14 protein-coding genes are annotated in these 14,727 nt (G+C 72.5%); 6 read left to right on the top strand and 8 right to left on the bottom strand.

The features are described 5' to 3' along the window. The first annotated feature begins 164 nt into the window (after nucleotides 1-164). Nucleotides 165-1,232, top strand: coding sequence for a lactonase family protein (locus KUM40_RS30950; RefSeq protein WP_217169504.1), 1,068 nt, complete (start codon nucleotides 165-167; stop codon nucleotides 1,230-1,232). A 159-nt stretch (nucleotides 1,233-1,391) separates the two neighbouring features. On the opposite strand, the gene KUM40_RS30945 is transcribed toward KUM40_RS30950, so the two are convergent. The 5 genes from KUM40_RS30945 to KUM40_RS30925 form a co-directional block, all read right to left on the bottom strand. Beyond that, nucleotides 1,392-2,315, bottom strand: a complete 924-nt coding sequence (locus KUM40_RS30945; RefSeq protein WP_217169503.1) for a sirohydrochlorin chelatase — start codon at nucleotides 2,313-2,315, stop codon at nucleotides 1,392-1,394. A gap of 138 nt (nucleotides 2,316-2,453) precedes the next feature. Beyond that, nucleotides 2,454-3,437: a BadF/BadG/BcrA/BcrD ATPase family protein gene (locus KUM40_RS30940; RefSeq protein WP_217169502.1), complete on the bottom strand. Its 984-nt coding sequence runs from the start codon at nucleotides 3,435-3,437 to the stop codon at nucleotides 2,454-2,456. Further along, nucleotides 3,434-4,111: a uracil-DNA glycosylase gene (locus KUM40_RS30935; protein WP_217169501.1), complete on the bottom strand. Its 678-nt coding sequence runs from the start codon at nucleotides 4,109-4,111 to the stop codon at nucleotides 3,434-3,436. The genes KUM40_RS30940 and KUM40_RS30935 overlap by 4 nt, the downstream gene beginning before the upstream one ends. An 82-nt stretch (nucleotides 4,112-4,193) precedes the next feature. Next, the gene (locus KUM40_RS30930) at nucleotides 4,194-5,348 is read right to left on the bottom strand and encodes a sialidase family protein (protein WP_217169500.1); all 1,155 of its coding nucleotides are present in this window, start codon (nucleotides 5,346-5,348) and stop codon (nucleotides 4,194-4,196) included. An 80-nt stretch (nucleotides 5,349-5,428) separates the two neighbouring features. Continuing rightward, nucleotides 5,429-7,216, bottom strand: coding sequence for a DNA alkylation response protein (locus KUM40_RS30925; RefSeq protein ID WP_217169499.1), 1,788 nt, complete (start codon nucleotides 7,214-7,216; stop codon nucleotides 5,429-5,431). Nucleotides 7,217-7,318: 102 nt separating this feature from the next. Between KUM40_RS30925 and KUM40_RS30920 the strand changes: the two genes are divergently transcribed. Then, on the top strand, nucleotides 7,319-8,074 hold the full coding sequence (locus KUM40_RS30920; protein ID WP_217169830.1) for a PaaX family transcriptional regulator C-terminal domain-containing protein: 756 nt from the start codon (nucleotides 7,319-7,321) through the stop codon (nucleotides 8,072-8,074). A gap of 118 nt (nucleotides 8,075-8,192) precedes the next feature. Further along, nucleotides 8,193-8,648: a DUF6214 family protein gene (locus tag KUM40_RS30915; RefSeq protein WP_217169498.1), complete on the top strand. Its 456-nt coding sequence runs from the start codon at nucleotides 8,193-8,195 to the stop codon at nucleotides 8,646-8,648. 27 nt (nucleotides 8,649-8,675) lie between these two features. On the opposite strand, the gene KUM40_RS30910 is transcribed toward KUM40_RS30915, so the two are convergent. Continuing rightward, nucleotides 8,676-9,314, bottom strand: coding sequence for a DUF305 domain-containing protein (locus KUM40_RS30910; RefSeq protein WP_217169829.1), 639 nt, complete (start codon nucleotides 9,312-9,314; stop codon nucleotides 8,676-8,678). A 155-nt stretch (nucleotides 9,315-9,469) separates the two neighbouring features. Between KUM40_RS30910 and KUM40_RS30905 the strand changes: the two genes are divergently transcribed. After that, a complete protein-coding gene (locus KUM40_RS30905) occupies nucleotides 9,470-10,972 on the top strand; it encodes an LVIVD repeat-containing protein (RefSeq protein ID WP_217169497.1) in 1,503 nt (500 codons plus the stop codon). On the opposite strand, the gene KUM40_RS30900 is transcribed toward KUM40_RS30905, so the two are convergent. Beyond that, nucleotides 10,960-11,652 (bottom strand): TetR/AcrR family transcriptional regulator, encoded by a 693-nt coding sequence (locus tag KUM40_RS30900; RefSeq protein ID WP_217169496.1) that lies wholly within the window; start codon nucleotides 11,650-11,652, stop codon nucleotides 10,960-10,962. The genes KUM40_RS30905 and KUM40_RS30900 overlap by 13 nt on opposite strands. A 180-nt stretch (nucleotides 11,653-11,832) precedes the next feature. Next, nucleotides 11,833-12,429, bottom strand: coding sequence for a TetR/AcrR family transcriptional regulator (locus tag KUM40_RS30895; RefSeq protein ID WP_217169495.1), 597 nt, complete (start codon nucleotides 12,427-12,429; stop codon nucleotides 11,833-11,835). Nucleotides 12,430-12,584: 155 nt separating this feature from the next. Between KUM40_RS30895 and KUM40_RS30890 the strand changes: the two genes are divergently transcribed. Both KUM40_RS30890 and KUM40_RS30885 read left to right on the top strand, forming a co-directional pair. Beyond that, complete coding sequence (locus KUM40_RS30890) at nucleotides 12,585-13,514, top strand: chlorophyllase (RefSeq protein WP_217169494.1); 930 nt, start codon at nucleotides 12,585-12,587, stop codon at nucleotides 13,512-13,514. A gap of 86 nt (nucleotides 13,515-13,600) precedes the next feature. Then, nucleotides 13,601-14,584, top strand: a complete 984-nt coding sequence (locus tag KUM40_RS30885) for an SDR family NAD(P)-dependent oxidoreductase (protein ID WP_217169493.1) — start codon at nucleotides 13,601-13,603, stop codon at nucleotides 14,582-14,584. Nucleotides 14,585-14,727 lie beyond the last annotated feature (143 nt).

Raw genomic sequence — 14,727 nt, 5'->3', positions numbered from 1 at the left:
CCGCGCGCCACCCATTTGGTCTAGACCGCAAGTGATCGACTGCTACCGTCGCTCCGGGTCGGAAGATCGGTCGGTACCGACCCGACTCGGCGACGCAGAGGACAGGCGCAGGACAGGCGCAGGGCGACGCAGACGACGCAGAACGAAGGACGAGAGGGGCAGCGGTGGCGGACGGCGGCAGGCGGCAGCGGCGGGCATACATCGGGTCGTTCACGGCGGCCGGCGGCCCCGGGATCCTGACGGCGACTGTCGCCCCCGACAGCGGCGCCCTCACGGTCGTGAGCGGCACGGACCACCTGGCCGACCCCTCCTACCTGGCCCTGTCGCCCGACGGGGACACGCTCTACGCCGTCAGCGAGACGGCGGAGGGCGCCGTGGCCGCCTACCGCGTGAGCGGGGACAAGCCCGAGCCCGCCGGGCGGCCGGTGCCCGTCGGGGGCGACGGACCGACCCACCTCAGCCTGTACGCCGGGCACGTGCTGATCGCCAACTACGGCTCCGGCACCGTCACCGCCGTGCCGGTCCGCGCCGACGGCGCCCTGGCCCGGGCCGCGTCCGGCGTCCTGCGGCACACCGGTTCCGGCCCGCACGCCCAGCGGCAGCAGGGGCCGCACGCCCACCAGGTGCGGCCCGATCCGAGCGGGCGGTGGGCCGTCAGCGTGGACCTCGGCACCGACTCGGTGCGGGTCTGCACCCTGGCGGACGGTGCTCCCGCCGTGCACCGGGAGATCGCGCTGCGTCCCGGCTCGGGCCCACGGCACCTGGCCTTCCACCCGGACGGCTCCCACGCCTACGTCGTCAACGAACTGGCGCCCACCGTCACCGTCTGCCACTGGGACGCCGCCGACGGCGTACTGAAGCCCCTCACCGAGGTGCCCGTGCTGCCGGGGGCCCCGGCAGGCGACGCCCACCCGTCCGGCATCGCGGTCTCGCCCGACGGCCGCTTCGTGTGGACCGCGACCCGGGGCGAGGACGTCCTGTCCGTGTTCGTCGTGGAGCCGGACGGACTGCGGCTGTCCGCCACGGTCCCCTGCGGCGGGCACTGGCCCCGCGAGATCACCGTGGCGGAGGGCTTCCTGTACGCGGCCAACGAGCGCTCCGGAGACGTGACCTGGTTCGCCCTCGACCCGTCCACCGGCATCCCCCGCCGCACCGGCTCCCTCGCGGTCCCGGCGGCGTCCTGCGTGGTCTTCGGCCCGGCGTCCTGGCCGCGGGCGACGCATTCCGCGTAGCCGCGGACGGGCAGTCGTGCCTCCCCAGTGCCTGAACGGCCTGGGAGGTACCCCCAGGGTGGCACACGTCCTCCGTACCCCCGGCAACGCCGAAGGGCCCGCTCCTCTCCCGGAGCGGGCCCTCACACACGCCTGGACGGGCACGCGCACCGCCCCGGTTCACCGAACCGGCGTCCCCTGCGGCTGCTGCGGCGAGATGCCGAGCGCCGTCGTGTACTTCGCCAGCGCCAGCTTGCCGATCGCCGGGTACGGGCCGAGCGGCTCGGCGGTGGAGCAGCCCGCCTCCTTGGCCGCCTCCTCCAGCACGGACGCCTCGATCTCCGGGCCGATCAGGTACGGCGCGAGGGCCAACTGCTGGGAGCCCGAGTTCCGTAGCTGCTCGGCCACGGACGCGATCGAGCCCTCCTCGTCCAGCGCCGCCGCGATCACCGGCACGGCGAGGCGCGCGGCGAGCAGCATGCCGGTGATCCCGGCCGCCTGGACGGCCTCGTCACCGCCCACGGAGGCCAGGATGATGCCGTCCGCGGCCGTCGCCACCGTGAACAGGCGGGCACGGTCGGCGCGGGCCAGACCGGCCTCGGAGAGCCGCACGTGCAGCGCCTCGGCCAGCAGCGGGTGCGGACCGAGCACGTCGGTCAGCTCGGCCGCGATCTTGCTGTCCATCACGGCCTGCCGGATCCGGCGCAGCAGCGCGCCGTCCGGCCCGGCGAGCAGCGGCACGACGACGGCGACGGGACCCTCGGGCTCCTTGACGTCCATGCCGGCGGCGCGCGCCTGCTCGAAGCGGGCGGTGCGCTCCTCGGCGGCCCGCACGAGCACGGTCGACAGCGAGAAGAACTCGTCGTCGTCCCCGTCGAGGTGGCCGATCCGGGCGTCGAGCCCGGGCAGCTCGGAGCGGGCGATGCTGATGACCTCGTCGGCGAGGCCGCGGGTGGCGCTGCTGGGCGTCCCCGGCACCGCGAGGACGAGCGCCGGCGCGCCCTCGGGAGCCACCAGGGGTTCGGGACGGCGGTGCCGTCCGGGCTGGCGGGGGCGCGGCATTCGTACTGGCAGGCCGGACGCGGGCCCAGTGGGGGAGCTCATGGCGCCGCATGTTACTGGTTTCCGGGGTTTCCCTGTTCGGGGAGGGTGCAGGTGAGCGGTATCCGTCCGGTTTTGTCTGATGAGTGATGTACGGATCGGCGGACATCGGCATGATTCACCTCGTCGGCGGACCGATTCTCAGCCGCCCGGCACGGTCGTCACCCACAGCATTCTGTCGTCACTCGGAAGAGTGAGCGAGCCGTTCGCCAGGGCGGTCGCGATCCGGACCGAGCCGTCCAGCGGATCACCCTCCGCGGCCGTCCACCGGGCCTGCGGAAGCCGCTTCGCCAACTCCTCTCCCAGCGGTACGACGAGCGGATCGCCCATCCGCAGCAGCCCGCCGGTGACCGCGACGCGGGGCTCACCGCCGGCCGGGCACACGGCGGCGGCCGAGTCGGCCATGTGCCGGGCGGCGGCCCGGAGGATCCCGGCGGCGACGGGGTCGTCGGCCGCCGCGCAGGCGGCCACCTCGGGCGCGAAGGAGGCGAGGACGGCGGGACGGTCGGTACGCGGATACACCTGCCCGGGCAGTGCCGCCGCCGCGCCGAAGCGCTCCTCGGCCCGGGCCAGCAGCGGCGCGGAGCCGTCCTCCCGGCCGTCGTGGGCGCGCAGCGCCGCCTCCAGGCCGGCGCGTCCGATCCAGGCGCCGCTGCCGCAGTCGCCCAGCAGATGCCCCCAGCCGTCCGCACGGCGCCAGCGGGTCAGATCGGTGCCGACCGCGATCAGGCCGGTGCCGGCGGCCACCACCGCTCCGGTCCGCGGACCGAGGGCGCCGACGTACGCGGTCACGGCGTCGGCGGCCAGCGCGACCGTGCGCACGCCCAGCTCCCGGGCCAGCGCGCCCGGCAGTTCGGCGCGCAAAGCGTCGCCCAGGGTGGCGAGACCGGCGGCCCCGACGACGACCGTGCCGAGCCGGGTCACGCCGGTCTCGGCGAGCAACGCGCTTGTCATGGGAAGCAGTTGCGCCAGGAGATGACCGGGTTCGATGCCGCGCGTCCCGGTGCGGACGGGCTCCGACGAGGCGCGCCGGCCGAGCGGGCCGGGTCCGTCGTCGCCGGCCGTACCGACGACGACGCGCAGCCCCGAGCCGCCGGAGTCCACGGCCAGGAAGCCGGTGCTCACGGCAGGCGCCAGTCGACCGGCTGACCTCCCAGCCGCACCAGCAGGTCATTGGCCCGGCTGAACGGACGGGAGCCGAAGAAGCCCCGGTCGGCCGACATCGGGGACGGATGCGCGGCCTCCAGAGCGGGCAGCTCGCCGAGCAGCGGCCGCAGATTGCGGGCGTCGCGGCCCCAGAGGATGGACACCATCGGCTTGCCGCGCGCCGCGAGCGCGCGTATCGCCTGCTCGGTGACCTCCTCCCACCCCTTGCCGCGGTGCGCGGCGGGCTTGCGCGGAGCCGTGGTGAGCGCCCTGTTGAGCAGCAGTACGCCCTGCCGGGTCCACGGGGTCAGGTCGCCGTTGGAGGGCTGCGGGAGATTCAGGTCGGTGTTCAGCTCCCGGAAGATGTTGACGAGGCTGCCGGGCAGCGGACGTACCTCGGGCGCGACGGAGAACGACAGCCCCACCGCGTGACCCGGGGTGGGGTACGGGTCCTGTCCGACGATCAGGACCCGGACGTCGTCGAAGGGCTGCTGGAAGGCCCTCAGGACGTTCGCCCCGGCCGGGAGATAGGTGCGTCCGGCGGCGATCTCCGCGCGCAGGAACTCACCCATCGAGGTGATCCGCCCGGCGACAGGTTCGAGGGCCTTCGCCCAGCCCGCTTCGACGATTTCATTCAAGGGTCGTGGTGCCACGGGCGTCACCCTACTGCCGTACGGGTGACCCCGATCAACCGGTGGCCAAGGCCGGTCCCCCCTGTCCGGTTCACAGTCCGGTTCATGCGACGACCGCGGCCCGCACACAGAGCACGTCCGGCAGATGGGAGGCCAACTGCCGCCAGTTGTCGCCGTCGTCGGCCGACGCGAACACCTCGCCGTTGCGGTTGCCGAAGTACACGCCCGCCTGTTCGGCGTCGTCCGTGGACAGCGCGTCGCGCAGCACCGTGCCGTAGTGGTCCTCCTGGGGCAGGCCCGCCGAGAGCGGCTCCCAGCTCTTGCCCGCGTCCGCCGTACGGAAGACCCGACATCGGCGGTCCGCCGGTACCCGGTCGGCGTCGGCGTTGATCGGGAAGACGTATGCCGTGTCGCCGCGGTGCGGATGGGCCGCCACCGCGAAACCGAAGGTGGAGGGCAGGCCCTCGCCGATGTCCGTCCAGTGCGCGCCGGCGTCGTCGCTGCGGTACACCCCCCAGTGGTTCTGCAGATACAGGCGGTCCGGGGTGGCCGCGTCGCGCGCGACCTTGTGCACGCACTGGCCGAACTCCGGGTTCGGGTCCGGCAGGAAGACGGCGGAGACACCGGAGTTCGACGGTGCCCAGCTCGCGCCGCCGTCGGCGGTGCGGAACACGCCGGCGGTCGAGACGGCGACCGTCACCGACTTCGCGTCCCGCCGGTCGGTGAGCACCGTGTGCAGCCCCTCACCGCCACCGCCCGGCACCCACTTCGACCGCGTGGGATGCTCCCACAGCGGGCGGACCAGCTCGAAGCTCTCACCGCGGTCCTCCGAACGGTACAACGCGGCCGGTTCCGTGCCCGCGTACACCACGTCCGGCTCGGCGGCGGCCGGGTGCAACTGCCACACCCGCTCCAGCGAAGCGCCGGTCTCCTTGGGGAACTTGACGGCCGGCGCGCTCGGCTCGGTCCAGGTCCGGCCCAGGTCGTCGGAGTGGAACACCGACGGGCCCCAGTGCGCGCTGTCGCCGCCGGCCAGCAGCCGCGGGGTGGCGCCGCGGGTGTCGAGGGCGACCGAGTAGACCGCCTGTGCGTTGAAGTACGGACTCTCGTCGAACTCCCAGGTGCCACCCCGCCGACGCCCGATGAACAGGCCCTTTCGGGTGCCCACGGCGAGCAGTACCTCGGTCATGCCGATCACCTCCGCGGCGTCCTCGTCGACGCCTTCGTCTCGGACACGGGACAGTCTGCACCCAGCCACTGACAGTCACCTCTGGAGGAGGGTCGCCGCAGGTCAGACCGGTGGTGTCGAGTCCGGCGAGGTGTCTTCGCGCCGGCCGCTCAGCCCTCGCCCGGCAGTGCCCGCGCCAAGATGCCGTCGAGGTCGGCCGTGTCCGGCAGCGTGCCGAAGGAGTGTCCCCAGTCGCCCCCGAGCCGGGTCGCGCAGAACGCGTCGGCGACGGCGGGCGGGGCGTGCCGGACCAGGAGGGAGGCCTGGAGGGTGAGCGCCATCAGCTCGACCAGCCGGCGGGCACCGGTCTCGGACGCGCCGGTGAGCCCCGCCTCCAGCCGGGCCACCGCAGTGTCCAGCCGGGCGTCCGCACCGCGCGCGAGGGCGAGTTCGTCGAACAGGGCCTGCGCGGCGGCGGGGGAGCGGCCGAGCGCCCGCAGCACGTCGAGGGCGTTGACGTTCCCCGAGCCCTCCCAGATCGACAGCAGCGGCGCCTCGCGGTAGTGGCGGGGCATCCCCGACTCCTCCACGTAGCCGTTGCCGCCCAGGCACTCCAGGGCCTCCGCGGTGAACGCCGGTCCCCTCTTGGTCACCCAGTACTTGCCGACGGCGGTGGCGATCCGCCGGAACGCCGCCTCCCCGGCGTCCCCGCGCACGGCACGGTCGGCCGCCCCGGCGAGCCGCAGGGTGAGCGTCGTCGCGGCCTCGGACTCCAGCGCGAGGTCGGCCAGGACGTTGCGCATCAACGGCTGGTCGACCAGCCGGGCGCCGAACGCGCTGCGGTGCCGTACGTGATGACCGGCCTCGACGAGCGTCTTGCGCATCAGCGTCGCCGACGACATCACGCAGTCCAGCCGGGTGCAGTTGACCATCTCGATGATCGTCTTGACGCCCTGCCCCTCGGGCCCCACCAGCCAGGCCACCGTCCCGTCGAACTCCGGCTCGGAAGACGCGTTGGACCGGTTGCCGAGCTTGTCCTTGAGGCGCTGGATGCGGAAGGTGTTGCGGGTGCCGTCGGGCAGCACCCTGGGCACCAGGAAGCAGGACAGTCCTCCCTTTCCTCCCTTGCCTCCGGCTGGGGACGCCTGCGCCAGCACCAGGAACACGTCGCACATCGGCGCCGACGTGAACCACTTGTGCCCGCGCAGCGTGTAGACGCCCGGCTCGGCGGTCGGGGTGGCCGCCGTGGTGTTCGTACGGACGTCCGAGCCGCCCTGCTTCTCGGTCATCCCCATGCCGGCCAGCAGACCGCGCTTCTCCGTGGGTGTCCGCAGTCCCGGTTCGTACTCCCGGGCGGTCAGCAGCGGCTCGTAGACCTTCGCCAGCTCGGGCTGGGCGCGCAACGCCGGAACGGCCGCGTACGTCATCGAGGTCGGGCACCCGTGGCCCGCCTCGGTGTGCCCCCAGACGAGTCCTCCCGCCGTCCGCGCGACATGGGCGCCCGGCCGGTCGTCGGCCCAGGGCGCGCCGGCCAGCCCCTTACCGACGGCCACCCGCATCAGGTGGTGCCAGCTCGGGTGGTACTCGACCTCGTCGACCCGGTTGCCGTACCGGTCGTGCGTGCGCAGCACGGGCTCGTGGCGGTTCGCGAGGTCGCCCCACTCCTGCGCCTCGGCGCTGCCCGCCCGCCGGCCCAGCCGCCGCAGGCCGTCCTCGGCCCACACGGCGCCCTCCCGCCGCACGCCCTCCAGCAGGACCGGGTCGTCGGAGGCGTCGTAGGGGGCCAGGGGAGGGGGCTGGTTGGTGACGTCGTGCGTGGCGTACCCCTCCGGGTGCCCCGCAGCCCCCGCAGCCCCCGCAGCCCCCGCAGCCCCCGCAGCCCCCGCAGCCCCCTCGAACCCCTCGGACTCCTCGGACTCCTCGAACGGCTCGTACGGCTCCTGCGCGAGTGTCGTCATGCACCGAGTGTTGTACTACCCCTGCGGTCGCAGCAATAGTGCAATACGGTCGGCGCACGTACAGTACGTGCTCATGTGGACGCACGACACGAGCCCGCGCGGATGACCGGCTCCCGGGCACCCGACGGGCTGACGCTGCGTCCGCTGTCCGCGCGGTCGGTGGTCCTGAGCCTGCTGCTCGGTACGCATCCCCCCGAACTGCCGGCGCGGGATCTGGTGCGGCTCGTCGAGGGGTTCGACGTCGGCGCCTCCACCGTGCGCGCGGCGCTCAGCAGGATGGCCGCCGCCGGGGACCTCAGGCGCACGGACACCGGCTACCGGCTCAGCGAGCGCCTTCTGGAGCGCCAGCGGCGCCAGGACGAGGCCCTGCGTCCGCACACGCGCGCGTGGGACGGCGACTGGGAGATGCTCGTGATCACCGCGACCGGGCGCGGCCCCGCCGCGCGCGCCGAGCTGCGCACCCACCTGACCGCCCTGCGCCTCGCCGAACTCCGCGAGGGCGTCTGGCTGCGCCCCGCCAACCTGGGCCGTCCGCTGCCCGCCGAGCTGGACCGGGTGGCCGAGCGGCTCACCTCGCGCCCCGAGGCCCCGGCCCGCGAACTGGCCGCGCGCCTGTGGCCGCTGGACGACTGGTCCGACGGGGCGCGGGCCCTGCTCGCCCATGTCGACCGGGCCCGGCGTCCGGCCGACCGCCTCACCGCCTTCGCGGCCGTCGTACGCCACCTGCTGGCCGACCCGGTGCTGCCCGCCGAGCTGCTCCCGCCCGACTGGCCGGGGACGGCCCTGCGCGACGCCTACACGCGGTACCAGCGGGAGCAGTCCGGTCGGGCTCCGCTGACAGGGTGTCGCGCCGGGTGAACGAAGCGTGTTCCGTTCGTATGGAATGTGATCATTCGGTTACGTTGCGTATGTGCTCGAAGCATCCTTCGTTGATCGTTCTCTTCAGCTTTCCGACCGCTGTCCGGACGACGGTGAGATGTCCGTGCGGCACACCTGGGTGGTGAGCGAGGGCGGTGCCACGGCCTCGTGGTTCGATGTCCGGCTGGCCTTCGCCGACGGCGCCCGGGTGGACGCGCTCGCCGTGCTGTCCGGCCAGGACGTGCGGGTCGAGGACGTACGGGCCGAACCGCCGCTGTCCCTCGACGATCTGGCCGTGCTCGCCGAATGGCTGGAGACCCCGCTCTTCGAGGCCTGCGTACCGGCCCCCGCACGTGCGGCAGCGGCCGCGTCGCGGCGGGCCCGTCCGGCGTGGCCGCGAGGGAGGGAGGAGCGCAGGCTCGTCGCCCAGGAGTACCGGGCGGCCCGGGAGGAGGGCGGCGATGCGGTCCTCGCGGTGATGCGCGCGACCGGGCGCGGTCGGCGCAGGTCGCTCAGGCTGATCGGCCAGGCGCGCGACGAGGGATTCCTGGCGCCCCGTCGCGCGCGCCGCTGAGTCACGCCGGAGGGACCCGTCACGTCGTCACAGCATGTCGCGCATCCGTGAGATCTCGCTCGTCTGCTGGGCGACCACGTCGTCGGCCATCTCCTCGACCTGCACGTTGTTGCCCTGGGACTTCACATCCGTGGCCATGGTGATCGCGCCCTCGTGGTGAGTGATCATCAGCGTGAGGAAGAGCTGGTCGAAGGCCTTGCCCCGGGCCGCGCGCAGGTTCTTCAGTTGTGCCTCGGTGGCCATCCCGGGCATCGTCGCGTGATCGTGTCCGCCGCCCGTCACCTTCTCACCGTTGGTCTTCAGCCAGCCCTTCATCGCCTCGATCTCCGGCCCCTGCGCCGCCGAGATCCGTTCAGCCAGCTTCTTGACCCGGCCGGACTCGGCCTGCTCCGGCACCAGTTCGGTCATCTTCAGCGCCTGGGCGTGGTGCTGGATCATCATGCGCGCATAGGAGACGTCCGCCGAGTTGGGGGAGTCGTCGTCGGCGCGCTGGTTCTCGGCCTCCTCGGCGGAGAGTGTCCGGTTGCCCTCGCCCGGCTTGCCCGGCGCGATCACCGAGGGCCCGGCGGCGGCCGCCGACCCGGTGTCCGAACCCGAGTCGCAGGCGCCCAGCGCGAGCACGGCCAGTGCGGTCAGTGAGGCCGTGACGAGCGACGCGCCGGACATCGCGAGGCGAGGGGACACAACGACCTCCTGTGGCTGGGGGTGCTGATCAAAAAACTTCATCGCGTGTTTGTTGCCCCCTGTTGGTATGTGCATGGCGAAGACGATACTGCGGGGGCGTGACCGTTCCGACGGGAACGGACGTTGGGAGGAAAACAGTGACCCTGTTGAACGACCCGCGAACGCGGCGCAGACGGCTGGGAGTCGTGGCTGCGGCCGCCGGGCTCCTGTCCGCCCTGCTGACCGCCGGCCCGGCCGTCGCGACCCCCGACCCCGGGGACAGTCCGGCCACGTCGAAGGAGGTGTCCAAGAGTGCGCGCGCCGATGTGCGCGACGCCATCGAGAACGGCGAGATACCCGGCCAGGACGAGATAGTCCACTCCGACAACATCGAGCACCTGGCCAACATCCCCAAGGACGCCCTGTCCGGCTTCAACTCGGACCTGGCCTTCCAGGGCCGGTACGCCTTCGCCGGCAACTACGACGGCTTCCGCATCTTCGACATCAGGAACCCGAAGAAGCCGAAGACCGTGGCCCAGGTGCTGTGTCCCGGTTCGCAGAACGACATCTCCGTCTCCGGCGACCTGCTGTTCCTGTCGACCGACTCCTCGCGCAGCGACAGCAGTTGCAACAGCACCACGCAGCCCGTGACCGAGAAGTCCTCCTGGGAGGGCATGAAGGTCTTCGACATCAGCGACAAGCGGAACCCGAAGTACGTCGCCGCCGTCGAGACCGCCTGCGGCTCGCACACCCACACGCTGGTGCCCGAGCGCAGGAACGTCTACATCTACGTCTCCTCGTACTCGCCGAACGCCGCCTATCCCGACTGCCGGCCGCCGCACGACGGCATCTCCGTCATCAAGGTGCCGCGCAGGGCCCCCGAGCGTGCGGCCGTCGTGGGCTTCCCCGTGCTCTTCCCCGGTGAGGGCCCCGACGGCGGCGGCAACCCGGGCGGGCCCACCAACCCGGGCGTCTCCAAGACCACCGGCTGCCACGACATCACCGTCCTGCCCTCCAAGGACCTCGCGGCGGGCGCCTGCATGGGCGACGGCATCCTGTTCTCCATCAAGAACCCCGAGCGTCCGAAGGTCATCGACCGCGTCCAGGACAACGTGAACTTCGCGTTCTGGCACTCGGCGACCTTCAACCAGAGGGCGAACAAGGTCGTCTTCACCGACGAGCTGGGCGGCGGCGGCGCCGCCACCTGCAACGCGGAGATCGGCCCGGACCGCGGCGCCGACGGCATCTACGACATCGTCGGCCGGGGCGACCACCGCAAGCTGGTCTTCCGCAGCTACTTCAAGATCCCCCGTCACCAGGCGGACACCGAGAACTGCGTGGCCCACAACGGCTCGCTGATCCCGGTCAAGGGCAGGGACATCATGGTCCAGGCCTGGTACCAGGGCGGCGTCTCCGTCTGGGAGTTCACGAACTCCTCGCGGCCCAAGGAGATCGCCTACTTCGAGCGGGGTCCGCTGACCACCGACACGATGACCACCGGCGGTGCCTGGTCGGCGTACTACTACAACGGCTACATCTACTCGAACGACATCGCCAAGGGCTTCGACGTCCTCAAGCTCAGCGACCGGCGCACGGATCCGGCCAAGCGGGTCCATCTGCGTGAGCTGAACACGCAGACGCAGCCGGACTACTTCGACTGAGCGGTGCGGTCCGGTTGATCGAGCACGCCGGTCGCGAAGAACCGCGACAGGTCCGTGTCGCACGTCGTCCCGTCGGGCGCCTCGGCGTCCGGCGGGACTCCCATGTCCCAGTCCAGCCGGTAGCGTTCGAACAACTCCGCGCGCAGCCGGGGCACCGGCATCGGCACTCCGGGCACCAGGGCCGCGAAGACGGCGCCCATCAGCAGCGCGCGCAGCATCGGGTAGTCGCGGTCGACGTCCTTCGAGCCGTGCCGGGCCACCGTGTCCCGCAGCAGCTCCGCCAGCCGCCGCTGCTCCGGGCACGGTACGAAGCCCACCTCGGCCTGGAGCAGGCCCGCCATGTGCTGGCGCATGAGCACCGGCCGGTCCCGGGCGAGCCCCAGGATCGCGTCGACGGCCCGTGCCATCCGCTCGCCTCCCTCCGTGGTGCGCGGCTCGCGCTCCAGCGCCTCCTCCAGGGTGCGGTGCATCAACCGGTGCACGGCGGACTGCACGAGCTGGCGCTTGCCGGGGAAGTAGTACGAGACGAGCCCGCGGGCCGAGCCCGCCCGGTCGGCGATGTCGCCCAGCGTGGTCGCGTCGTACCCGTGCTCGCCCACCAGCTCCACAGCGGCTTGCAGGAGCCGCTCCTTGGAGCGCCGCCGCAATTCTTCATTGACCGAGGCGCTGCGCGGGGACATGCTGTACTCCTGCGTTGACTGGCTGACAGCCAACTATACTCGGCGCAGGCGGACGGGCCCCAGGGGTCCGCTCCGGCTACCGTCTGCCTCGGGCGACACGGGGGATCGTCCGAGGCGGACGGAACCTCCCGGTGGTTGCCTCGGGCTACGTACCCTTCGAACTCCGTCGCCGTCGGCCGTTCAGGACGCGGCGGGTCGGCGGAGTCCTTGAAGGAGCAGCGCGATCAGGCGACGGGGGTCGTAGCGGGGGTCGCTTCCCCGTCCTATGCAGAGGTTGCCGATGCCGCGCATCAGCTCGTAGGGCTGTGTCCCGGGCCGGATGTCGCCGGCGTCGACCGCTGCGTCGATCAGCTCGGTGGTGACGGGCGACAGCCGGTCGAGGAAGTGGGCGTGCAGGTCGGCGAAGCGCTCGCTGTCCGACTGCAGGGCATCGGCGAGGCCGTGCTTGGTGACGAGGAAGTCGACGAAGAGGTCGATCCACTGGCTCAGCGCGTCGAACGGTGTCTCGGTACGGGCCAGCAGGGCGGGGCCGGCGGCGGCGAGGTCTTCGATCTGCTGGTTGTAGACGGCCGTGACGAGGTCCGCCCGGGTGGGGAAGTGGCGGTAGACGGTGCCCATCCCGACGCCCGCTTTGGCGGCGATCCGGCGGATCGGCGCATCGACACCCGAGGTGAGGAACACCTCCGCGGCAGCGGTGATCACAGCCTGCTGGTTGCGCAGGCTGTCGGCGCGCCTGCTCCTCGCCGGCGGCTGCCCGGCAGGGCCTTCCGTGGTCATGACGCGTTCCCTCCGGCACCCTTTGACAAAGCGGAACACTGCTCCACATAATAAATGGAGCCGTGTTCCGCTTTCAGGTTAGCGCACGCGGACGCGGACCGCGCCGAGCCGCCCTGCCTGTCCCCGGACGGCGGGCTCTGGAAAGGACTCCCCTCATGAACACGTACCCAGTGCTGTCCTTCAGCCCCGTGGTGCTTCCCGTCGCGGGACGGCCCGTGGACCTCCAGGTCCGCGTCACCGCCCCCGCCCAGGGCACCGGCCTCCCCGTGATCCTGCTCTCCCACGGCCACGGAGGCTCGAACAACCTGTCCTCGCTGAACGGCTACGCGCCGATGGCGAACCTCTGGGCGCAGGCCGGGTTCGTCGTCGTCCAGCCCACGCACCTGTCCTCCAGGACACTGGCGCATCAGGTCTCCGACGACCCCGAAGCGCCCCTCTTCTGGCGCTCGCGCGCGCAGGACATGACCCACGTCCTCGACCGCCTCGACGTGATCGAGAGCACGGTGCCGCAGCTCGCCGGGCGCATCGACCACGGCAGGGTGGCCGTCGCCGGTCACTCACTCGGCGGCTTCACCGCGAACCTGCTGCTGGGCGCCCAGCTCACCGACCCCACTGCCGGCGGCGAGCGGGTGAGTCTGCGGGAGCCTCGCATCAGGGCAGGCGTCGTACTCGCCGCCCCGGGCCGGGGAGACGTCATCCACGCGTCCATGATCGAGCAGATGCCGGCCTTCAAGACCGTCGACTTCTCCACGATGATCACCCCCGCGCTCGTCGTGGCCGGAGACAAGGACGACTCCCGTCACTTCACGGATGTGGGCCCGGACTGGCACGCCGACCCCTACACCCTCGCCCCCGGCCCCAAGACCCTGCTCACCGTCTTCGACGCGGAGCACGGGCTGGGCGGCATCGCCGGCTACGACGCCGCCGAGACCACCGACGAGAACCCCGAGCGCGTCGCGGCCGTCGGACACCTCACCGCCGCCTACCTCGCCACCACGCTCGGACTCGACGCGCACGCCTGGCAGCGGGCCTGCGACGCCCTGCTGTCCGGCTCCGCCCCGGTGGGGCGCATCGAGTCGAAGTAGGCCCACCTGGGGCCTGGGGCCTGGCGACATCCCCGCATCCGGGTCGTACCCGGGTGCCGCACCCGTACGACGAGAGGAACGGTCTCATGACTGACCGGCAGCATCCCATCGGCTCGGGATTCACCCCGGCCTCCACCGCCGACGAGGTCCTCGCCGGCGTCGACCTGACCGGCAGGAATGTCGTCATCACCGGCGGCCATGCCGGCATCGGACACGAAGCGACCCGCGCCCTGGCCGCGAGGGGGGCGTCCGTCACCGTCGGCGCCCGGAACCCCGACCGGGCCCTTGAGGCGGTGGCCGGAATCGAAGGCGTCCAGGCCGGTCGGCTGGACCTGGCCGACGCGGCCTCGGTCGACGCGTTCGCCGACCGCTGGAACGCCTCGGGACGCCCGCTGCACGCACTGATCAACTGCGCGGGCGTACCTGCGCCCGCGCAGCGCGAGGTGGACGACCGCGGCTACGAGGTGCAGTTCGCGGTCAACCACCTCGGGCACTTCCAGCTCACCTTGGCCCTGCGGCCCGCCCTGCTCGCGGCCGACGGCGCCCGGGTCGTCAATGTCACCTCCGGCGCCCACCGTTACTCCACCATCCGCTGGGACGACCCGCACTTCGCCTCCGGCGACTACGCGCCCCACACGGCGTACGCCCAGTCGAAGTGCGCCAACGTCCTGTTCGCCGTCGCACTCGACAACCGCTGGGCCGCGGACGGCATTCGGGGCTATGCCGCCCACCCGGGCATCGTCGTGGGTACGGCTCTCAACAGCGCCGCGGGTGACGAGGGCCTGCGGGCGGCCGGCCTGATCGACGAGGCCGGCCGGCCGGTCATCGACCCGGCGGTCGGGAAGAAGACGGCCCGGCAGGGCGCGGCGACGATCGTGTTCGGGGCCGCGAGTCCGCTCCTGGCGGACATCGGCGGCGTCTATCTGAAGGACAGCGAGGTGGCGCCGCTGGATGACGAACAGCGGCCGGTGACGCCGGACAGCATCCCCTCGGACGCCGCCTCGCACTCCCTCGACCCGCAATCCGCCCGGCGCCTGTGGGAGTTGAGCGGACGGTTGCTCGGCGCCTGACCGCTCGGCGGGGAGCAGCGGCCCGGTCGGCAGCGGGCCGGCTGCCACAAGATGTGCGAGGGCCGCGTGCGGGGTGCCGGTGTCCCCTGGCTCCGGGTCCCCGGGCCCCTGGCCCCGGGGCCCATGTCCTTGGGCCCGGGATC

The organism is Streptomyces sp. AC512_CC834, assembly GCF_019049325.1.
GTDB lineage: Bacteria > Actinomycetota > Actinomycetes > Streptomycetales > Streptomycetaceae > Streptomyces.
This window is presented reverse-complemented; position numbering and strand designations above follow the sequence as displayed.

What these genes read in the sequence shown, in the direction of transcription:
- KUM40_RS30910 (WP_217169829.1), bottom strand. Translation starts at nt 9,314, where the DNA reads ATGTCCGGCGCGTCGCTCGTCACGGCCTCACTGACCGCACTGGCCGTG.
- KUM40_RS30945 (WP_217169503.1), bottom strand. Translation starts at nt 2,315, where the DNA reads ATGAGCTCCCCCACTGGGCCCGCGTCCGGCCTGCCAGTACGAATGCCG.
- KUM40_RS30900 (WP_217169496.1), bottom strand. Translation starts at nt 11,652, where the DNA reads ATGTCCCCGCGCAGCGCCTCGGTCAATGAAGAATTGCGGCGGCGCTCC.
- KUM40_RS30885 (WP_217169493.1), top strand. Translation starts at nt 13,601, where the DNA reads ATGACTGACCGGCAGCATCCCATCGGCTCGGGATTCACCCCGGCCTCC.
- KUM40_RS30925 (WP_217169499.1), bottom strand. Translation starts at nt 7,216, where the DNA reads ATGACGACACTCGCGCAGGAGCCGTACGAGCCGTTCGAGGAGTCCGAG.
- KUM40_RS30920 (WP_217169830.1), top strand. Translation starts at nt 7,319, where the DNA reads ATGACCGGCTCCCGGGCACCCGACGGGCTGACGCTGCGTCCGCTGTCC.
- KUM40_RS30895 (WP_217169495.1), bottom strand. Translation starts at nt 12,429, where the DNA reads ATGACCACGGAAGGCCCTGCCGGGCAGCCGCCGGCGAGGAGCAGGCGC.
- KUM40_RS30890 (WP_217169494.1), top strand. Translation starts at nt 12,585, where the DNA reads ATGAACACGTACCCAGTGCTGTCCTTCAGCCCCGTGGTGCTTCCCGTC.
- KUM40_RS30915 (WP_217169498.1), top strand. Translation starts at nt 8,193, where the DNA reads ATGTCCGTGCGGCACACCTGGGTGGTGAGCGAGGGCGGTGCCACGGCC.